Annotated in this window: 21 protein-coding genes; 16 read left to right on the forward strand and 5 right to left on the reverse strand. The window is 64.2% G+C overall.

The annotated features are described in order from the left end of the window. Positions 1-48 precede the first annotated feature (48 nt). The 7 genes from ACFFNA_RS19575 to ACFFNA_RS19605 all read left to right on the forward strand — a co-directional run bounded on the left by ACFFNA_RS19575 (position 49) and on the right by ACFFNA_RS19605 (position 7109). Positions 49-1107: a sugar ABC transporter substrate-binding protein gene (locus ACFFNA_RS19575; RefSeq protein ID WP_111544471.1), complete on the forward strand. Its 1059-nt coding sequence runs from the start codon at positions 49-51 to the stop codon at positions 1105-1107. A gap of 57 nt (positions 1108-1164) precedes the next feature. Further along, a complete protein-coding gene (locus ACFFNA_RS19580) occupies positions 1165-2682 on the forward strand; it encodes a sugar ABC transporter ATP-binding protein (RefSeq protein WP_378920848.1) in 1518 nt (505 codons plus the stop codon). A 9-nt stretch (positions 2683-2691) separates the two neighbouring features. Further along, the gene (locus tag ACFFNA_RS19585) at positions 2692-3660 is read left to right on the forward strand and encodes an ABC transporter permease (protein WP_378920850.1); all 969 of its coding nucleotides are present in this window, start codon (positions 2692-2694) and stop codon (positions 3658-3660) included. Then, a complete protein-coding gene (locus ACFFNA_RS19590) occupies positions 3657-4532 on the forward strand; it encodes a MurR/RpiR family transcriptional regulator (RefSeq protein WP_378920852.1) in 876 nt (291 codons plus the stop codon). Before ACFFNA_RS19585 ends, ACFFNA_RS19590 begins: the two co-directional genes overlap by 4 nt. After that, complete coding sequence (locus tag ACFFNA_RS19595; RefSeq protein WP_378920854.1) at positions 4529-5422, forward strand: PfkB family carbohydrate kinase; 894 nt, start codon at positions 4529-4531, stop codon at positions 5420-5422. The genes ACFFNA_RS19590 and ACFFNA_RS19595 overlap by 4 nt, the downstream gene beginning before the upstream one ends. A gap of 116 nt (positions 5423-5538) precedes the next feature. Continuing rightward, positions 5539-6036, forward strand: coding sequence for a 5-(carboxyamino)imidazole ribonucleotide mutase (gene purE / locus ACFFNA_RS19600; protein ID WP_378920856.1), 498 nt, complete (start codon positions 5539-5541; stop codon positions 6034-6036). Further along, on the forward strand, positions 6033-7109 hold the full coding sequence (locus tag ACFFNA_RS19605; protein WP_378920858.1) for a 5-(carboxyamino)imidazole ribonucleotide synthase: 1077 nt from the start codon (positions 6033-6035) through the stop codon (positions 7107-7109). The genes purE and ACFFNA_RS19605 overlap by 4 nt, the downstream gene beginning before the upstream one ends. A 15-nt stretch (positions 7110-7124) precedes the next feature. On the opposite strand, the gene ACFFNA_RS19610 is transcribed toward ACFFNA_RS19605, so the two are convergent. Then, the gene (locus tag ACFFNA_RS19610; RefSeq protein ID WP_378920860.1) at positions 7125-7547 is read right to left on the reverse strand and encodes a lysozyme inhibitor LprI family protein; all 423 of its coding nucleotides are present in this window, start codon (positions 7545-7547) and stop codon (positions 7125-7127) included. Between the two features lie 240 nt (positions 7548-7787). On the opposite strand from ACFFNA_RS19610, the gene ykgO reads away from it, so the two are divergent. The 3 genes from ykgO (at position 7788) to ACFFNA_RS19625 (ending at position 9892) form a co-directional block, all read left to right on the forward strand. Further along, positions 7788-7913 carry a type B 50S ribosomal protein L36 gene (gene ykgO / locus ACFFNA_RS19615; protein WP_006327841.1) on the forward strand — a complete coding sequence of 42 codons (126 nt, stop codon included), beginning with the start codon at positions 7788-7790 and terminating at the stop codon, positions 7911-7913. 113 nt (positions 7914-8026) lie between these two features. Next, positions 8027-8632, forward strand: coding sequence for a tetratricopeptide repeat protein (locus tag ACFFNA_RS19620; protein WP_378920868.1), 606 nt, complete (start codon positions 8027-8029; stop codon positions 8630-8632). Between the two features lie 198 nt (positions 8633-8830). Continuing rightward, complete coding sequence (locus tag ACFFNA_RS19625; protein ID WP_378920870.1) at positions 8831-9892, forward strand: alpha/beta fold hydrolase; 1062 nt, start codon at positions 8831-8833, stop codon at positions 9890-9892. Between the two features lie 43 nt (positions 9893-9935). Here ACFFNA_RS19625 and pyk read toward each other — a convergent pair whose 3' ends face one another. Beyond that, the gene (gene pyk, locus ACFFNA_RS19630; RefSeq protein WP_378920872.1) at positions 9936-11375 is read right to left on the reverse strand and encodes a pyruvate kinase; all 1440 of its coding nucleotides are present in this window, start codon (positions 11373-11375) and stop codon (positions 9936-9938) included. Further along, positions 11372-11818 (reverse strand): DUF1036 domain-containing protein, encoded by a 447-nt coding sequence (locus ACFFNA_RS19635; protein WP_245331228.1) that lies wholly within the window; start codon positions 11816-11818, stop codon positions 11372-11374. The genes pyk and ACFFNA_RS19635 overlap by 4 nt, the downstream gene beginning before the upstream one ends. Here ACFFNA_RS19635 and ACFFNA_RS19640 point away from each other — a divergent pair. From ACFFNA_RS19640 to ACFFNA_RS19655, 4 genes are all read left to right on the forward strand, one after another. Beyond that, positions 11775-11963, forward strand: a complete 189-nt coding sequence (locus tag ACFFNA_RS19640; protein WP_378921697.1) for a hypothetical protein — start codon at positions 11775-11777, stop codon at positions 11961-11963. The two genes, ACFFNA_RS19635 and ACFFNA_RS19640, sit on opposite strands and share 44 nt — an antisense overlap. 142 nt (positions 11964-12105) lie before the next feature. Then, a complete protein-coding gene (locus ACFFNA_RS19645; RefSeq protein ID WP_378920874.1) occupies positions 12106-12903 on the forward strand; it encodes an N-formylglutamate amidohydrolase in 798 nt (265 codons plus the stop codon). Positions 12904-12921: 18 nt separating this feature from the next. Continuing rightward, positions 12922-13230 carry a DUF1244 domain-containing protein gene (locus tag ACFFNA_RS19650; RefSeq protein WP_378920876.1) on the forward strand — a complete coding sequence of 103 codons (309 nt, stop codon included), beginning with the start codon at positions 12922-12924 and terminating at the stop codon, positions 13228-13230. 260 nt (positions 13231-13490) lie between these two features. Then, complete coding sequence (locus tag ACFFNA_RS19655; RefSeq protein ID WP_378920878.1) at positions 13491-14672, forward strand: MFS transporter; 1182 nt, start codon at positions 13491-13493, stop codon at positions 14670-14672. On the opposite strand, the gene ACFFNA_RS19660 is transcribed toward ACFFNA_RS19655, so the two are convergent. Beyond that, on the reverse strand, positions 14630-15544 hold the full coding sequence (locus ACFFNA_RS19660) for a LysR family transcriptional regulator (RefSeq protein WP_378920880.1): 915 nt from the start codon (positions 15542-15544) through the stop codon (positions 14630-14632). The genes ACFFNA_RS19655 and ACFFNA_RS19660 overlap by 43 nt on opposite strands. A 95-nt stretch (positions 15545-15639) precedes the next feature. Between ACFFNA_RS19660 and ACFFNA_RS19665 the strand changes: the two genes are divergently transcribed. After that, the gene (locus ACFFNA_RS19665) at positions 15640-15843 is read left to right on the forward strand and encodes a DUF680 domain-containing protein (protein ID WP_378920882.1); all 204 of its coding nucleotides are present in this window, start codon (positions 15640-15642) and stop codon (positions 15841-15843) included. A 90-nt stretch (positions 15844-15933) separates the two neighbouring features. Further along, positions 15934-16893, forward strand: coding sequence for an SDR family oxidoreductase (locus ACFFNA_RS19670; RefSeq protein ID WP_378920884.1), 960 nt, complete (start codon positions 15934-15936; stop codon positions 16891-16893). A 78-nt stretch (positions 16894-16971) separates the two neighbouring features. On the opposite strand, the gene ACFFNA_RS19675 is transcribed toward ACFFNA_RS19670, so the two are convergent. Then, positions 16972-20145 (reverse strand): efflux RND transporter permease subunit, encoded by a 3174-nt coding sequence (locus tag ACFFNA_RS19675; protein ID WP_378920886.1) that lies wholly within the window; start codon positions 20143-20145, stop codon positions 16972-16974. Between the last annotated feature and the right edge of the window lie 56 nt (positions 20146-20201).

A 20201-nucleotide genomic window follows, 5' to 3' on the forward strand; every position in this document is an offset into this window, starting at 1 on the left:
GCTGACGCGCCTGGATGCCACCACCGTTTTCAACAAGGGAGGAATACAATGAAATTTCTGCTTGCCACCACCACCGCCGCGCTGATGGCGCTATCGATAGGCTCAGCGTTTTCGGCCGATCTCGCGCCGCTCAATTCCGATACCGAGAAGGACCGCATCGACTGGTCGCAGGTCGAAGCCAAGTTCGGCGCATTGCCCAAGCTGCCCCAAGGCACCAAGGCCGGCGCCGTCTCCAAGACGCTGACCAATGAATACTGGCGCTCGCTCGGCGAGGGCTACAAGGCGTTCGGCGACAAGGTCGGCGTGCCCGTCGTCTATCAGGCGGCGCAGAGCGAAGGCGACCAGCTCGGCCAGCTCACCATCGCCGAAGGCCTGGTGACGCAAGGCTACAACGTGCTGCTCGTCTCGCCACAGACGGACGCCAATCTGCAGCCGATCATGGAACAGGCCAAAGCCGCCAACGTGCCGGTCGTCAACGTCAACGACGCGGTCATCCCGCAAGCCGAGCACTATGTCGGCAATGTCCAGCGCGACAATGGCGTGCGCGTCGCCAAATGGTTCATCAAGAACCGTCCGAATGGCGGCAAGGTCGCCATCGTCGAGGGCCAGGCCGGCGTCTATGCCGCCGTCCAACGCACCGACGGCTTCAAGACCACCATTAGCGAGTCCGGCAAGTTCGAGGTCGTCGCCAGTGTTCCCGGCAACTGGGACCGCCAGACCTCCTATGACGCGGCCACCAACATCCTGCAGCAGCACCCCGACCTGATCGGCTTCTATGCCAACAATGACGGCATGGCGCTGGGCATCGTCGAGGCGGTCAAGGCCGCAGGCCTGCAGGACAAGGTTGCCGTGTTCGGCACTGACGGCATTTCCGACGCCTATGCCTCGATCCGTGCCGGCGAACTGACCGGCACGGTCGATAGTTTCCCGGTGCTGACCGGCGAGGTGGCGCTGGAAACGGCGCTGCGGCTGGTGGCGGGACAGAAGCTGCCGCGTGTCGTCGCCACGCCGCAGGCATTGATCACCAAGGACAACGCAGACCGCTATTCCGGCGCGGGTGACGCCGTGCGCAAGGCGCTTCTCGAGGACGCCGCGGCAGGCAACTAAAGGGCGGGGTGGCGGGTGCCGGCCCCAAGGCTGGCACCCTGCCTGGAGAACGAACTGATGTCTGTCCCCCGGCTGCAATTCGTGGGCATTTCCAAGCTGTTTCCGGCCGTACGGGCGCTCAGCGACGTGTCCTTCTCGGTCGGTGCCGGTGAAATTCACGGGCTGCTCGGCGAGAACGGCGCCGGCAAGTCGACGCTGCTGCGCATCCTGTCGGGCGTCTACAGGCCGACGGCGGGAAGCGTCCTTATCGACGGCAAGCCGGTCACACTAGCCAATCCGGTCGCGGCGCGCGCGGCGGGTGTGGCCATGATCCATCAGGAACTGCAGCAGGTGCCGCGCCTCAGCGTCGCCCAGAATATGTTTCTCGGCCATCCGCTGACACGCGGCGGCATCTTCGTCGCCCGGCGAGAGCAGGAACGCCGTGCCGCCGAGGCTCTTGTCGCCATCGATCCGTCCATCGATCCAGCGGCCCCCCTTGGCACGCTGAAGGTAGCGCAGCGACAGATCGTCGAGATCGCCCGCGCGCTGCTCGATCGCGCCCGCATCGTCGCGATGGACGAGCCGACATCGAGCCTGACGCCGAGCGAATTCGAACGCCTCGCCGAAGTCATCACAGGGCTCGCGCGCGACGGCGTGGCGGTTGTCTATGTCTCGCACAAGCTGGACGAGGTGTTCGGCATCTGCCAGCGCGCCACCATCATGCGCGACGGTGTCGTTGTCGATTCCGTCGATCTGGCAAGCCTGTCGGAGAAAGCGGTCGTCGCGATGATGGTCGGCCGCGAATTGGCTCAGGAACACCATAACTCCCATGCCTCCGGCGAGGTCATGCTGAGCGTACGCGGCCTGGCCTCCGCGACGAAAGTCCGCGACGTTTCGTTCGACCTGCATCGCGGCGAGGTGCTCGGCATTGCCGGCCTGGTCGGATCCGGGCGCACCGAGTTGCTACGGCTGCTGGCCGGCGTCGACCGCGCATCCGTCGGTACGATTGCAATCGACGGCAAGGCGACGCGATTTTCCAGCCCGCGCGATGCAATTGCCGCCGGCATCGGCCTGGTGCCGGAGGAGCGCAAGCGCGAGGGCATCGTGCCGCTGCGGTCGATCACCAGCAACATGGCATTGGCGTCGATGGGCGTGTTCGCGCCTCGCGGCGTCATCGATCACACCAGGCTGAAGCGGGTGGCAGCCGAGAAGATGAGCCGCGTCAATCTGCGCCCGTTCCTCCTCGACCGGCCGATCCGGCTGTTCAGCGGCGGCAACCAGCAGAAAGCGATCATCGGGCGCTGGCTGGCGGCGGGCACGCGCATTCTTTTGTTCGACGAGCCGACACGCGGCATCGATGTCGGCGCCAAGGCCGAAATCTATCATCTGATCGAGGAACTCGCAGCCGAGGGTCATTCGGTGATTGTCGTCTCCTCCGAGCTTCCCGAGGTGATCCGGCTTGCCGACCGCGTGCTGGTCATGCGCGACGGCACGATCGCGGCCGAACTCGACAGGAACGACATCAGCGAACCGGCGATCGCGGCGCACGCCATCCCGCAAACGCAAACGCCGGCGGCACGGCCGGCAAGGCATTAGGTGACGGATATGTCGGATACCACTCTGGTGCAGCCACGGGCCGAGTTCCTGCGCGGGTTCTCCATGCGCGACGCCGGCACGCTGATCGGCCTTGTCGTGATCCTGGTCGTGTTCGGCGCTCTGGTGCCCGGCTTCTTCGCCGAGCGCAACCTGATCAACATCCTGCAGCAGTCGAGCATCAACGCGTGCCTGGCGCTGGGCATGACGCTGGTCATCATCTCCGGCGGCATCGATCTGTCGGTCGGGCCGACGGCAGCCCTTTCGGCCGTCATCTCGGCCTCGATGCTGGTCGCCGGCGTGCCGTTTCCGCTCGCCATCGCCGCCGGCTTTGCCATTGGCCTCGCCTGCGGCCTCGTCAACGGCTTGCTCGTCGCCTATGTCGGGCTGCAGCCCTTCATCGTCACATTGGGAACGCTCAGCACCTACCGGGCGCTGGCGCTGATCTATACCGGCGGCAATCCGGTGCTCGGCCTGCCCACAAGCTTCCGCGCCATCTTCAACGGCTCGCTGTTCGGGCTGCCGCTGGCGGTCATCATCGTTGCCGGTGTGGCTGTCATCGCCTGGATCGTTTTGAAGAAGACGCCCTTCGGCGAATATCTGCTTGCCGTCGGCGGCAATGAGGAGGCCGCCTATATCGCCGGCGTGCCGATCGCCCGCACCAAGATCGCCGCCTACATGATCTCAGGCCTGCTGGCGGCCCTTGCCGCGCAGATCCTGATTGGCCGGCTGGGCGCCGCCGAGCCCATCCTCGGCAATCTCTGGGAACTCGACGCCATTGCCGCGGCGGCCATCGGTGGCGCCTCGCTGATGGGCGGCAAGGGCAGCGTCGTCGGCACCATTCTGGGCGCCGTCATCCTCGGCGCCATGCGCAACGGTTTGACGCTGATGAACGTGCAGTCCTTCTATCAGCTTCTGGCAACTGGTCTTATAATCCTCGCCGCGATGCTTATTGATCGTGTGACGAGGGGGCGTGGATGACCTTGAGCGGGCTGGACCTGAAAGCGGTAGGACCGCGCATCCGCATGATGATGCCGCATCTCACCCCGCTGGAGGCGAAGGTGGTGGAAACCGTCTTTGGCCGGCGCGGCTTTGACGAGAGCATTCCGCTGAAGCAGATCGCCGAGGAATCCGGTGTATCGGAGGCGATGGTGGTCAAGATCGCCAAGAAGCTCGGCTTCTCCGGCTATCGCGACTTCCGCACCGCCGTCTATGAATACAGCCGCCTGCCGACCGCCGAAATGCACCAGGAACTGTCGTCCGACGACAGTTCGGCCGAGATCGTGCAAAAAGTGTTCCGCACCTCCATCCAGGCGCTGGAGGAGACGCTGGCGATCCTGGATATCGAGGATTTCGACCGCGCCGCCGATCTGCTCTACCGCGCTGGGAATCGTGACTTCTACGGCGTCGGCGGTTCGGCGCAAATCGCGCGCGACGTCTCGCACAAATTCCTGCGCATCGGCATCCGCGCATCGGTCTACGACGATTCGCACATGATGCTGATGTCGGCCTCGCTGCTCGGCCCAGACGACATCGCCGTCGGCTTCTCGCATTCGGGCAATACGTCAGCCGTCATTGATGCCATTCAACTGGCCCGCAAGAACGGTGCCCGGACACTCGCCATTACCAATTACGACAATTCGCCGCTGGCCGCGGTCGCCGACATCGTGCTGTGCTCGACCGCGCAGGGCTCACCGCTGATGGGGGAAAACGCAGCGGCGCGCATCGCCCAGCTCAACATTCTCGACGCGCTGTTCGTGGCGGTGGCGCAGCGCGACTACCAGGCGGCGGAGCGCAATCTCGGCCGCACCATGTCGGCGGTGGCATCGAAACGAAAAGACCGGGGCTCATGAGGACAACGCCGCTGGTCACCGTGTTCGGCAGCCTGCACTATGACATCATCGTCGACGCCCCTGATCGACCGCGCAAGGGCGAGACGGTGACCGGCAATGCCTGGCACCCGAAATGCGGCGGCAAGGGCGGCAACCAGGCGGTGTCAGCGGCAAGAGCCGGTATGCGCGCGGCAATGATCGGCGCCGTCGGCGACGACGATTTTGGCACGGCGCTGCTGGCCAATCTCGATCGCGCCAGTGTCGACCGCCGCTTCGTTCGCGTAGTGCCGGGCGCCGGCTCCGGCATGAGCGTGGCGATCTTCGACGAAGGCGGCGACTATGGCGCGGTGATCGTCTCCGGCAGCAATTTGACGCTCGGCGACAAGGACATCGCGGCTGCCTCCGATGCGGTGGCACAAACTTCCGTGCTGCTGTTGCAGAACGAGGTACCGGAAGCCGCCAACATCGCCGCTGCACGCGCAGTCAGGAGACAGGGCGGCCGCGTCCTGCTCAATGCCGCCCCCGCGCGCAAACTCTCCGGCGAGTTGATCGCGCTCGTCGATATCCTGGTGGTCAACGCCATCGAGGCGGAATTCCTGGCCGGCCTGGCGGTGGTCGAAACACTGGACGGTGCCGCGCAAGCGGCGCGGCTTCTGGTCAATCTCTGCCCGACAGCAATCGTTACGGCAGGCGGCGAGGGCGTCGCTTGCTGCGACCGGACCGGTGTGGCCTTCGCGTTGCCGGCCATCCCGGTCAAGGTCGTCAGCACGCATGGCGCGGGCGACGAATTCGTCGGCGCCCTGGCCGCGGCGCTTGCCCGTGGCGAGGCCATGCGGGCCGCCGTCACCGCGGCCAACGCCGCTTCGGCCTTGCTGGTTTCGACACCCGAGGCTGAGCGCGACGGCATCTGATATCTCGGCTCTGGAGGAGCACTTTCCATCTTGCCAAACGGCAGCAGCTGCCGCCTATCCTTGCGGCTTCGCCCGAATTCCGCTAAGGCGCGCCTTTGTCGCCGGGGAGCAAGGACTTGGACGATCAACGCGCCGACGTCGCCATCATCATGGGCAGCCAGTCCGACTGGGCGACCATGCGCCATGCGGCCGAAACGCTGGAGGCACTGGGTATTCCGCACACGCGGCTGATCGTCTCCGCGCATCGCACTCCGGACCGGCTCTATGATTTCGCCAAAGGCGCCAAGGCTGCCGGCTACAAGGTGATCATCGCCGGCGCCGGCGGCGCGGCGCACCTGCCCGGCATGACAGCGGCGATGACGCCGCTGCCAGTGTTCGGCGTGCCGGTGGAATCGAAGGCGCTTTCCGGGCAGGATTCGCTGCTCTCCATCGTCCAGATGCCGGCCGGCATTCCCGTCGGAACCCTGGCCATCGGCAAGGCTGGTGCGGCCAACGCTGCACTTCTGGCTGCCGCCGTGCTGGCGCTCTACGACGAAAAGCTTGCCACGCGGCTGGATGCCTGGCGCGCCTCGCAGACCGCCAAGGTCGCCACCGAACCGACGGATACGCCGTGAGCCTGCCCGCCGGATCGACCATCGGCATCATAGGCGGCGGCCAGCTCGGCCGCATGCTGGCGATGGCCGCTGCACGCCTCGGCTACCGCACGGTGGTGCTGGAGCCGCAGCCGGATTGCCCGGCAGCACAGGTCGCCAACCGGCAGATAACAGCCGCCTATGACGACCCGGCCGCTCTTGCCGAACTGGCGGTGGCGAGTTCCGTCGTCACCTACGAATTCGAGAACGTGCCGGTCTCGGCCGCCAGCGCGCTTGCCGCCAAGGTCCCGGTCTATCCGCCGGCGCCAGCGCTCGATGTGGCGCAAGACCGGGTGAGCGAGAAGACATTTCTCAATGGAATCGGCATTGCCACCGCGGATTTTCGTCCGGTCGACAATGACGATGAGTTGACGGCAGCGCTAAAAGTGTTCGGCGGCAGCGGCATATTGAAGACGCGGCGCATGGGCTATGACGGCAAGGGCCAGCGCGTCTTCCGCAACATCGAGGCGGGCGGCTTTGCCGGCACCTGCGAGGCGATGGGCAATGTGCCGCTGATCCTGGAAAGCTTCGTGCCGTTCGAGCGCGAGATTTCGGTGATCGCGGCGCGAGGGCTGGCCGGCGCCGTCGCCGCCTACGATCCGGCCGAGAATGTCCACCGCAACGGCATTCTCCACACATCGACCTTGCCGGCCGCCATTATGCCGGAGACGGCCGCAGCGGCACAGGCGGCAGCATCGAAGATATTGTCGGCGCTCGACTATGTCGGCGTCATCGGCGTCGAGTTCTTCGTGCTGGCCGACGGTTTGCTGCTGGCCAACGAGATCGCGCCGCGCGTGCACAATTCCGGCCACTGGACCGAAGCCGCCTGCATCGTCTCGCAGTTCGAGCAGCATATCCGCGCCGTCGCCGGCCTGCCGCTGGGAGATCCGAAACGCCATTTTGACTGCGTGATGGAAAACCTGATCGGCGACGATGTGCTGCATGTCACCGAACTGCTCGCCGAGCCCGATCTGATGCTGCACCTCTATGGCAAGGCCGAGGCCCGGCCGGGCCGCAAGATGGGCCATTTCACCCGGATCAGCCGTCGCGCCTGACCTGAGAAACGCGCTTTATTGCACCTCGTCGCTCTCGTCCTCGTCAGGACTGGCGCAACTTGCATCACCCTCCTCGCAATTGGCCGCGGCCGTGAGCTGCTTGGTGCGGTCATTGGTCAGCCTGGTCAGACATTGCGAAACTTCCATCGGATGGATCGAGCCGCCCACGCTGGCCGCGGTGGAGTGAGCGCATTCGGCGTCGCGGAAGGCGATCCAGGCCCGTTGCGCCGCCTGCAGCAATTTCCTGCTGTCGGCGTCATCCGAGCTGATGAGGTCCTGGTAGGCCTTGTTGAGCCTGGCGTCGGCGGCCTGGTAATCCTCCCCAGCGCAGATGTTCATCATCTGCTGGCTGTCGTCGCTGCGGTCGCATTCCTGCGCCCGGGCAACCGAAGCTCCCGCCAGCAAGACAAGGCAGGCGGACAGGAAAATTCGGCGCATATTCATCCCCAAATCACTTCATGGCGGCCGCATCATCCCAGCCGGCCAGAGGCCGCGCAATGCCACAAGGCCGACATGGCGGATATTTGATGATATGGGAGGTTCGCCCTGCTATGGAGCACGCTTGCGGTTGACACGGACAAGGCTCCTCGTTTATGAGCCACCCACAGTTCAAAGGCGCGTCTTCTGGCGCGCCTTAAAAATTCGACCCGGACCGGGTCCACACCGACAGGCAAGACCATGAAGATCAAGAATTCGCTCAAGGCGCTGAAGGCGCGTCACCGCGACAACCAGCTGGTTCGCCGCAAGGGCCGCGTCTACATCATCAACAAGACCGCCCCGCGCTACAAGGCACGCCAGGGCTGAGTTTTCGGCTGGAGGCGCGTTGCCTCCGCCCAATTGATGCTTGTTGCCGGCCCTGCCGGCCTTTCACGCCAAATTCAGTTTGACGTTCCGCCGCCCGGGACTAGAGTCCGGCGATGCGGATTCTTTTTGCATTTTTAACAGCCCTGCTTCTTTCCGGCGCCATGTCCTTGCCGGCTCGGGCGGATGACGCTGTCGCACCGCCGGCCGCTTCGGATGCGCCGCCGGTGGCAATGACGAAGCAGGCCCGCCTCGACCAGTTGTTCAGCGACCTGAAGCGCGAGCGCAACGAAAAGGCGGCCGAGCGCATTGCCGGCAACATCTGGAACGAGTGGTCCCAATCCGGCAGCGCCTCGGTCGACCTGATGATGCAGTGGTCGCAAAAGGCCCTCGAGGGCCAGAAGTTCGACGTCGCACTCGATTTCCTCGACCAGGTGGTGACCCTGCAGCCGACCTACGCCGAAGGCTGGAACCGGCGTGCCACCGTGCATTTCATGATGAAGAACTACGGCAAGTCGATGTCCGACATCGACCATACGCTGCAGCTCGAGCCGCGCCATTTCGGTGCGCTGTCCGGCCTGGCGCAGATCATGGCCCTGACCGGCCACAAGCAATCGGCGCTCGAGGCGTGGCAGAAGGTACTGGCCATCTATCCGATGATGCGCAGCGCCCAGGACCAGGTCGCCACGATTTCGGAAGAGCTTGCCGGCGAAGGCATTTGATGCTCCCGATCTCCCGCCGGGGTATGCTGAGATTCAGGTCAGGCCGAGCCGAGAATGGCGGTGTCCGAGAACCGGAGCAGAGCGTACTTTTGGGTACGTGAGCACCGGAAGCACGGGACGCCACCGTTCGCAGGCCGACCTCACCTGAATATCAGGCATACCCAGAACTAATTCCGCTCCAGCCCGTATTTTCCCCGCATGAACCTGATCTACGCTGCCCTCGCCTTCCTGATTGTCCTTGGCCTTGTCGGCGTCACCCGCGTCGGCTCGTGGCTGATCGAGCGGCGCAATCCGCCGATCGGTGAATTCGCCGACATCAATGGCGCCCGCATCCACTATGTCCATGTTCCGGCGCCTGCGAACGCCGCGCTGCCGCCGATCGTCTTCATCCATGGCGCCAGTGCCAATCTAAGGGACCAGATGCTGCCGCTGCGGCCACTGCTCGAAGGCCGCGCCGAAATGCTGTTCTTCGACCGGCCGGGTTTCGGCTGGTCGGGGCGTGGCCCAGGCAACAACGAAAGCCCGTCGGCCCAGGCCAGCACCATAGCCGCGCTGATGGACCGTCTCGGCATGAAAAACGCTGTCGTCGTCGGCCATTCCTTCGGTGGCGTGGTAACGACGGCGTTTGGCCGCGAGCATCCCGACAAGACACTCGGGCTGGTCTTCCTCGCGCCGGCGACCCATCCCTGGCCGGGCGGCGCAACCTCCTGGTACTATGATCTGACGACCATTCCGGTGATCGGCTGGCTGTTTTCCGAGACGCTGACGTATTCGACGGGAACGCTGCAGATGGCTGATGCCACGACCTGTGTCTTCTCGCCCAACAAGGTGCCGGACAATTATCTCGCCACGGCCTCGATCCCGCTGGTGCTGCGGCCACCGGCCTTTCGCGCCAACGCCACCGACGTCGCCGGGCTCTATCGCTATGCTGTTGGCGCCGCCCCCCACTACGCCGAGATCAAGGCGCCGACCGTGGTCATTTCGGGCGACCGCGACAAGGTCGTCTATGCGGAGATTCACTCGGTCGGCCTCGTCCGCGACATTGCCGGCGCCGAACTGGTCTGGGTGCACAATCTCGGCCACAAGCCGGACTGGATTGCCCCCGACCTGGTGGTTGGCGCCATCGAGAAGGTCGCCGGCAAGGACATCGACCTGCAGGCACTGGCAAAGGCCGTGGAAGCGCGCATCGCCGGTGACGCCTATGGCGTCGGCAAATGCGCCGACATCAAGGTGCCGCAGGCCGAACTCGCGCCGACCTGATCACCTAGATCGGTTCATCGTTTCACGGAAACGCCGAACCGATCTAGCGGCTGGTCTGCACGTCCGATCCGACATAGGCGATGCGCAGCATGTTGGTCGAACCCGGGGTCCTCAGCGGCACGCCGGCGGTGATGATGACGCGATCGCCCGGCTTGCCGAACCCTTCGTCGAAGGCGATGCGGCAGGCGCGGTTGACCATGTCGTCGAGGTCGCTGGCATCGGGCGAGACGACGCAATGCGTGCCCCACAGCAGCGACAGCCGTCGCGCCGTGTTGAGGATCGGCGAGAGCGCGATGATCGGCACTTGCGGGCGCTCGCGGGCAGCGCGCAGGCCGGTGGTGCCGGACGCTGTGTAGGTGATGATCGCCGATAGTTTCAGCGTCTCGGCGATCTCGCGGGCCGCCAGCGAGATGGCGTCGGCGCCGGTCGCTTCCGGCTCGGAGCGCTGCGCGTTGATGATGCCGGCATAGGTCGGATCGGTTTCGACCTTGGTGGCAATGCGGTCCATCATCGCCACCGCTTCGACCGGATAGGCGCCGGCGGCGGACTCCGCCGACAGCATGACGGCGTCGGCACCTTCGAAGACGGCGATCGAAACATCGGACACCTCGGCGCGGGTCGGCACGGGGGCGGTGATCATCGATTCCAGCATCTGCGTTGCCACGACCACCGGCTTGCCGGCGCGGCGCGCGGCGCGCGTGATCTGCTTCTGGATGCCGGGCACCGCCTCAAGCGGCATTTCGACACCGAGATCGCCACGGGCGACCATCAGCGCGTCGGACAGCTCGATGATCTCGGCCAGCCGCGCAACGGCCTGCGGCTTTTCGATCTTGGCCATGATCAGCGCCCGGCCCCGCGCGATCTTGCGCGCTTCGGCCAGATCCTCCGGCCGCTGCACGAACGACAGCGCGACCCAGTCGACGCCGGTGGACAACACGGCATCGAGGTCCTTGCGGTCCTTCTCGGTCAGCGCGCCGACCGGCAGGTCGGTGTCAGGCAGGCTGACACCTTTCTTGTCGGAAATCGTGGTGCCGGCAATGACCGTGCAGACGATCGACTTGCCGTCGCCGCTTCTCACCGCCTTCAATTCGAGCTTGCCGTCGTCGATCAGCAAGCGATGACCGGCTTCGACCGAACTCAGGATTTCGGGATGTGGCAGATAGACCCTGGTCGATGTGCCGGGCTCGGGATTGTCGTCAAGCGTGAAGGTCTGGCCGACGGTCAGCACTTCCTTGCCATTGGCGAACTTGCCGACACGCAGCTTGGGGCCTTGCAGGTCGGCCAGGATACCGATCGGCCGGCCGACCGCTTCCTCGACAGTGCGGATGCGTCCGACCAGCGTGCGCATCAGTTCGTGATCGGTATGGCTCATATTGATGCGGAACACATCGGCGCCCGCTTCGAACAATTTCTTCAGCATCTCCTCCGACGAGGAGGCCGGACCGATGGTGGCTAGGATCTTGACCTTGCGGCTACGTCTCATTGACTGTTTGTTCCCGGGGCGGCTGGAGCGCCTCCCGTTGCGGGCTCATCGGTCAGCTGGACCATCCAGCTTGCCTGTTCGCCCGTGTCATATTCCTGGAATCCGGCGCGCTGAAAGCCCCGGGCGACGCAATCGGTTACGCCGGCGATCTTGAACTCTTTTTCAGCCACGCACATGTTGATCGGGCCGTCCCAGCGTCCACCGCGCTCGGCGTCTTCTGCATAAAGATAGTAAAACCTTGATGACAGCGGCCCTTCGATCAGCGTCTTGCAGCTCGATCCCTCGATGTGCCACCAGCCCTCGGTGATCCAGCCGGCCTTGGCGCGATAGCCGATACCGACACCGACCAGGTTCTGCGTGGCGTTGCAGACGCGGAAATCGGCACGCGCCGGCGAGGCCATGACCATCGCCGACAGGCCCACCGCAAGGATCAGGAGCGGCATGGCAAAGGCAGAGCGCATGCGCTGCCTGCCGGCGGAACCCATCCGAAAACCCCTCAAGAACCACATCTGCATCTCTCTGCGCCCCTTTTCGGAAAAGTCCGGGCGCATGTCAACGCACGGTTTTGTTCAATTCCAATCGATTTAGAAAGGCTCCGGCGCACAATTCGCCGACTTCTGCCAGATTTCCGCAGAAACCTTGGCCAAACAACGGCATTGCGCAAGCGTCGTCTTCGTGGAATGACGATAGCACCCTCCCCGGAAGCCCGCGAACAGACCATTTCCTGCCAATGACCCGATCCACAGTTTTCGCGCCTTTCGATGTCATCGAAGGCGACCGCAAGCGAGGCATCGTGCTCCTGGGCGACCATGCCCGTCGTGACCTGCCGGAGGAGTATGGCAGCCTCGGCCTGCCGGCGGCGGAGTTCGACCGCCACATCGCCTATGATATCGGCGTCGAGGCGGTGACGCGCGAACTGGCTGCCCTGCTCGGCGTGCCGGCGGTGTTGGCCAATTTTTCGCGGCTGCTGATCGATCCCAATCGCGGCGAGGACGATCCGACGCTCATTCGCCAGCTTTATGATGGCACCGTCGTGCCCGGGAATTACCCCATTGCCGCCGAGGAGCGCGAAAGGCGGCTCGACCGCTTCTACCGGCCCTATCACGACGCCGTCGGCGCCATGATCGCCTCCGTCGCGCAGGCCTCCGCCCAGGCGCCGTTCATCTTCTCGGTGCATTCCTTCACCCCGGTCATGCAAGGGATCCAACGTCCCTGGCATGTCGGCATCCTGTGGGATCGGGATGACCGGGTGGCGCGGCCGCTGGTCGACATGCTGGCCGCCGACAAGAGCCTCGTCGTCGGCGACAACGAGCCCTATGACGGCGCGTTGCGCGGCGACACCATGTACAGGCACGCCATCGTCAACGGCTTCGCCCATGCGCTGATCGAGATCCGCCAGGACCTGATATCGGACCAGACGGGCGCGATCGCATGGGCGCAGCGCCTGGCGCCGATCGTTGACGCGATCGACCGCCGTCCCGATATACATGTGGTCAAGCAATTCGGCTCCCGCGCCGGGCCGCTGTAGAGCCGCAAGGAGGTTCCGATGACCGAACTCAGCGACGAGCAGAAGCGCGATTTCGAGGCTGCCGCCTTTCGCCGGCTGGTCGAGCATCTGCGCGAGCGCAACGACGTGCAGAACATCGACCTGATGAACCTCGCCGGCTTCTGCCGCAACTGCCTGTCGAACTGGTATCGCGAAGCAGCCGAGGCCGAAGGCGTTGCCCTCAGCAAGGACCAGTCGCGCGAGATCGTTTACGGCATGCCTTATGCCGAATGGCAGGCGCTCAACCAGACCGAGGCCGCCGACGCCAAGAAGGCTGAATTCGAGGCGAGGCGGCCTCGGGACCATTAGAGCAATTCCAGGAAAAGTGTGAAGCGGTTTTCCCGGGAAAAGCGCATAGCGCTTTCCCTTAGGGAATTGCGTCAAAACAAAGAGATAGAGCGGGTCAGCGTTTCCGTGAAACGATGAACCGCTCTAGCTCAACCGCCGACACCCCTCGATCATTTCCAAGGCCAGGTTTGGCCCAAGCGCTTTCCCCGAGAGAGTGCTTGACTAGAAATTGAATCGATCTAATTTGCCGCGCGAAGCCATTTTCTGACCGGATTCGCTCTATGAACGCGTCAAATGCCATGCTGACTGCCATTCGCGGACGATGGGCCGTGGCGGCTATTTTCCTCGCCAACGGCTTCCTGACCGGCAGCTGGGCGCCGCAGATCCCGGTGTTCCTGACCCGGCTGGAGATCACGAAGTTCACGCTCGGCCTGCTAATCCTGCTGTTCGGCGCCGGCGCGGTCACCGCCATGACCTGGTGCGGCCACCTGATCTCGAAACATGGCTCGCGCACCGTGCTGCGCTGGTTCGGTCTTTGCGGCAGCCTCGGCCTGCTGGTCGTGGCGCTGGCCCCCAACGTGCCGCTGGCAGCGATCGCCATGTTCATCTTCGGTGGCTCGATCGGCGGCATGGATGTCGCCATGAATGCCAATGCGGTGGTGGTCGAACGGCGGCTCTCCCGCGCCATCATGTCGTCCTCGCACGGCTTCTGGAGCCTTGGCGGCTTCGCCGGCGGCGGCCTCGGCGGCTTTGCCATCCAGCACTACGGCCACCTCGCCCACGCGGCGGTGGTGACGGCGCTTGCCTTCGCGGTGATCGCGGTGGCGGTTCGCCATCTGATCGCCGAGGACAGGCCGCAGGCGACCGAGCATCATAAATTCGTGCTGCCGGCAAACCCGCTGGTCTACCTTGTCGGCTTGATGGCGCTGCTGACCATGATCTCCGAAGGCGCGGTGCTCGACTGGGCGGCACTGTATCTCAGGCAGGAGCTCGGCGCCGACCTTGCCATTGCCGGTCTTGCCTATGCCGCCTTCTCCGGTGTCATGGCGATCATGCGCTTCTTCGGCGACGGCGTTCGCAACCGCCTCGGCGCGGTGATGACGTTGCGCGCGTCGGCGCTCGTCGCTGCCGCCGGTATGCTGATCGCCGGGCTGTCACCTTCGCCCTGGCTTGCGATCGCGGCCTTTGCGTTATGCGGCTTCGGCATCGCCAACATGGTGCCGATAATCTTTTCGGCCGGCGGCAACCAGGAAGGCATGTCGTCGGGCACCGGCATGAGCGTGGTCACCACCATGGGCTATTCCGGCATTCTGGTGGCACCGTCGGCGATCGGGTTCGTTGCCGAGCATTTCAGCTTCGGCCCGATCTTCGTCGCCATGTCGGGGCTGCTGATCGTCGTGCTGCTGATGGCCGGGCTTGCTCACCGCGCCGAATTCGCTCCCGACGCCACGCCGGCCGAATAGCGTTTGAGTTCCTCGTAAAGGAAGTCCGCCACGCGGCGGATGCGCACGCTGGTGCGCACGTCGCGATGCATGGCCAGCCACACCGGCAGCACCGGCAGTGGCAGGTCAGGCAGCAATTTCTCCACCGATGGATCACGGTCGACCAGCGGCTCCTGGCCGAGACCGATGCCGTTTCCCGCCCGCACCGCCTCCCACAGAACAATCTGGTTGTCGGTCCTGAAGCGGAAGCTGCTTCGGGTGACAGGGATGCCATACTGGGTGAAGCCTCTGATGATGTCATCGCCGCGGTCGAAGCCGACCAAGTCGTGGTCGACAAGGTCGGCAGGTTCCAGCGGACGGCCGCGCCGATCGAGGTAAGATCTGGCGGCGCAGGCGCAGAGCGGAATATCGCAGACCTTGCGCGCCATCAGCTCGTTCTGCCCCGGTTTGACCATGCGGATGGCGATGTCGGCATCGCGGCGCAACAGGTTCTCGACCTGGTTGGAAGCGACGATCTCGACCTCGATGCCGGGCTCCTCGATACCAAGCCGCGCCGTTATCTCCGGCAGCACATAGGCCGCCACCACCTCGCTGGCGGCAATGCGAACCGTGCCTTCGATCGCCTCGACCGAGCCCAGCGCCAGCAGTGAAAAGGCGCTTGCCTGCTCGCTGACCGCCTTGCCGCGCTCGAACAGCGTGCTGCCGGCTTCCGTCAGTTCATAGCCGCGCCGCCCACGCCGGAACAGCGTGACACCCAGCGCCTGTTCGAGCTCGCCGATGTGACGGCCGAGCGTCGGCTGGCTTGCCGAGAGCTTTCGCGCGGCAGCCGACAGGCTGCCGGTTTCCGCCACGGTGACGAAGCTCTTGATCAGGTTCCAGTCGATTTCATTCATTCATTTATGAATATCAGAACCCCATCCATAGTCAATTTCCATTCGCATACGAGGGGACCATATTCGGGCTGCAAACACCGCCAAGGAGACCACCAATGACCAAGATCGCTCTCACAGCCGCCGCCATCCTCATCGCTACGGCCAATGCTTTTGCCGGCAGCGACAAGTTTGGCTCGAACAACGCCAGCCAGCCGGCTGCCGCCAGCACCGACAACACGATCACCACGTCGATCCAGAAGCCGGACGCCCAGAAGCCAGTCACGCGGGGCAGCAACCGCGACCTCTTCGGCAACCGCTGATCCCGATCGCGCTTGTCGCTGATCCCGATCGCGCTTGTCGCTGATCCGCCTAGCCAACCGGCCACGCAATTCCAACCAGGAGTACTTCCAATGACCAAGATCGCAATTCTCGGTGCCAATGGCCGCCTCGGCCGCGTGGTCGCCAAGGCCTTCATCGGCGCCGGCTATGATGTCCGCGCAGTCACCCGCAGCGGCAAGGTACCGGCCGAACTCAAGGGCGCCACGGCCGTTGCCGGTGACGGGCTTGACCGCGAAGCGCTTATCCGCGCCACCGAAGGCGTCGACATCATCTTCAACGGCCTCAACCCGATCTACACCGAATGGGTCAAGTGCCTGCCGATGGCCGAGAACGTCATGGCCGCCTGCCGGGCGAACGGCGCTTTGCACCTTGCTCCAGGCAACGTCTACAATTTCGGCTCGCCGATACCAGCGGTGATCACCGAAGACTCCCCGTTCCGGCCGACGACCGAAAAAGGCCGCATCCGCGTCGCCATGGAAGACCTGTTTCGCCGCGAGGCCGACGCGGGCCGGGTGCGCACCATTCTCCTGCGGGCAGGAGACTTCTTCGGCAGCACCGGCAGCGGGTCATGGTTCGACCTGGTCGTCGCCGCCAAGATGAACAAGGGCATCTATACCGCGCCCGGCCCGGTCGATCTGGTGCATGAATGGGCCTACCTGCCGGATCTGGCCAAGGCTTTCGTCGGACTGGCGCAAAACCTGGACAAGCTCGGCTCTTACGAAGCGTTGAACTTTCCGGGCCATGCCGTCACCGACCGGGAGATCAAGGCGTCAGCCGAGACGGCACTCGGTCGCGCGCTCAAGATGACCGCGATGCCCTGGTGGGTGCTGCGCGCCGGCAGCCCGTTCGTGGCGATGTGGCGCGAGATCGTCTCGATGTCCTATCTGCGCTTCGAGCCGCATCAGTTGGCTTCGGCAAGACTGGAAGGCATCATCGGAGCGATCCCGCACACGCCCCTGAATCAGGCAGTCGCCGAGGCTCTCGAGGACATCGGCATCGCCACAGTGAATGGCGTTGCGAATGCTGCCTGACATGGCTCCGGGGAGAGCAATGCAAAAGGCCGCCCGGTTGTTCCGGACGGCCTTTGCGTCAGAGGTTCGCAGACAGGTTTATTCGGCTGCCTTCGGAAAGGCGATAGCCGGCTCGCCGCCCACATCCGTATCTGGCGTGTCGGTCGACGAGACCTTTCCCTTGCCGCGCCGGAATAGCCGACGGAAAAACGCGTAGAAGCGGCTGTTCTTGCTGCGCGTGAAGATCATCAGCATCGACGGCGTCACCACCAGCGTCAGCAAGGTCGCAAAGGACAGGCCAAAGACGATCGCCGACGACAGCGAGATCCACCATTGCGTCGACGGCGCGTTGATCGTCGTCTCGTGATGGAAGATTTCGAGACCGAGGCCAAAGGCGATCGGCAGCACGCCGAGGATCGCCGACACCGCCGTCAGCACAACCGGGCGGGCCCGTTCGCGGCAGGTCTGCAACACCGCTTCCATCTTGTCCCAGCCTTCTTCGCGCAGCCGGTCATAGGTGTCGATCAGCACGATGTTGTTGTTCACCACCACGCCGGCCAGCGCGATGACACCGATGCCCGACATGACGATGCCGAATGCCTCTCCCGTCAACAGCAGCCCCAGGAACACGCCGATCGTCGCCATGACCACGCAGGACAGCACCATCAGCACGCTGGTGAATTTGTTGAACTGCATCAGGAGCACGAGGAAGATCAGGAAGATCGCCGCGCCAAAGGCCTTGCCGAGGAAGGCGCTGGCCTCCGCGCTGTCCTCGTTCGAGCCGGCCAGCTTCCAGCGTATGCCGCTGCCCAGATCCATATCGGCGACAGCCTTGGTGACCTCCTGCTGCACGGCCGCGACCTGAGTGCCGGCGGCGACGTTTGCCTGGACGACCACCGTGCGGGCGCCGTCGATGCGGTTGAGGATACCAACGGTCGGTTCGGGCTTGCGCACGACGAAATTCGAGATCGGTACCGAGCCTTGCGAGGTCTGCACCCTGAGCTCGTCGAGCGTCGACAGCGTGCGGCGGTCTTCGGGCAGACGCAGCCTGATGTCGACGGCATCGTCAGCACCTGCCGGTCGATATTCACTGAGCTTCAGCCCGTTGGTCACCAGTTGCACCACCGTTCCGACCGAAGTCGGGCTGATGCCGTACTGCGCCGCCTTGGCACGGTCGACCTCGAGCGCCCAGTCGACGCCGGGCGGCGGCAGACCGTCAGAAATGTCGATGACGCCGGGCACCTTGGCAATGCGGGCCGCGACGGCGCGCGCCTTGTCGTCGAGCCCCTTGGGATCGATCGCCGAAAGCCTGATCTGGATCGGCTTGCCGGTTGGCGGACCGGCTTCGGGCACGCGCACCTCGACATCGACGCCGGGAATGCCGGCCATGACGCCACGCAACTCGCCCAGGATCTGGTTTGCCGATTTGCGCTCGCGCCAGTCGATGAATTCGTACTGGATGACGCCGACGACGTCTTCCGGAACGTCCTGGCCGCCGCCTTGCGTCTTGCCGACGCGGGTGTAGACCGATTTGATGCCGGGCCAGCCGAGCAGCCTGTTTTCGGCGATCTTGGTCGCGGTATCCATTTCGGCCAGCGAAAGATTGCCGCGAGCGTGCACGTAGAGCAGGCCGTAGTCTGGCTCGACACTGGGGAAGAACTCGACACCGGCGCCATATTTCGAATAGGCAAAGCCGACGCCGAACAGCAGCGCCACGGTCAGCACCAGCACGGTGATGGGGAAGCGCACCGCCTGCTTGACGATGGCCATGTACCAGCCGTCGCGATTGTCATCCTCATGGTGCTCGGGCGCCTTGGCGAAGATCGCCCCCAGCGTCGGTGCGAACACCAGCGCGTAGAGCATCGAGGCCGACAGCGTGACGATCAGCGTGATCGGCATGTATTTCATGAAGTCGCCGATGATGCCCGGCCAGAACAGCAGCGGCGAGAAGGCGGCGATGCGCGTCATCGTCGCGGCGATGACCGGACCGGCCATGCGCTTGGCGGCAAGTGCGAAAGCTTCCGCCTTCGGCATGCCCTCGCCCATCCGCCGCTCGGCGAATTCGGTGACGATGATGGCATCGTCGACAAGCATGCCGACGGCCAGGATCAGGCTGAACAGCACGATCATGTTGATCGTGTAGCCCATCATCGCAAGCAACAGGATGCCGATCAGGAACGATGAGGGAATGGCCAGGCCGATCAACAGTGAGGCACGGCCGGACAGCGCGTAGAGGATGACGATGAACACCAGGATGACGGCGATCATCACATGGTTCTGCAGGTCGCCGAGCAGCTGGTTGACGAAGACCGACTTGTCCTGCGTGTAGGTGACATTCATGCCTTGCGGCATGGTCTTGACGAAGGCGTCGGAGACCTCCCTCACCTTGGTGAGCGTGTCGATCAGATTGGCACCGATGCGCTTTTTCACTTCGATGGCAATGGCCGGCTTGCCGTTGAGGCGGGTCACCGTCTCGGCATCCTTGAAGGTGGAGCGGATCGTCGCGATGTCCTTGGCCTGAACCACGGCATTGGGGCCGGCGACCACCGGCAGCGCCGCCACATCCTCAGGTGTCTCGATCAGTGACGGCACCTTGACGGCGTATTTGCCCTCCGAGCCCTCGATATTGCCGGCGGCGACCAGGCTGTTGGAGTTGCCGACCGCACCGATCAGCTGATCGAGCTGCAGCCCGTAGGAAGACAGCTTCATCGGGTCGATGACGACCTCGACGAGGTCGTCGCGCGCGCCCTGCAGCGAGCCTTCGAGAACGCCGGGCACTTCTTCGATGCGGTCGCGCAGTTCGCGCGCGGCAGCGGTCAGCACACGCTCGGGCAATTCGCCTGACAGGGTGACGACGAGGACGGGGAATTCGGAGATATTGACCTCGGTAACAACAGGCTCTTCAGCCGCCTGCGGCAGGTCGGCCTTGCCATCCTGCACCTTGCTGCGCGTGTCCTGCAGCGCTGTCGCCAGGTTGGTCTGCGGTTGGAACTCGACCAGCACATAGCCGCCGCCCTGGAAGGCGGCCGAGCGCATTTCCTTGAGGCCTTTCAGGCTCTTCAGCTTGCTTTCCATAGGCCGCAGCAGAAGGCGCTCCGAATCCTCGGGCGAAATGCCTTGATAGATCAGGCTGACATACATCATCGGAATCGGAACGTCGGGTTCCGCTTCCTTTGGCGTTGACTGATAAGCGACCCAGCCTGCGAGCAGAAGGAAGACCAGGACCGAGATGGTCAGGCGGGCATTGTTGATTGCGAGTCTGACGATATCCATGGCTAACGCCTGTTGTTGAATTTTCAGGAGCTGCGTCGCAGCCGATTGTCCCCGCC

The organism is Mesorhizobium kowhaii, from assembly GCF_042431665.1.
GTDB classification, from domain to species: domain Bacteria; phylum Pseudomonadota; class Alphaproteobacteria; order Rhizobiales; family Rhizobiaceae; genus Mesorhizobium; species Mesorhizobium kowhaii.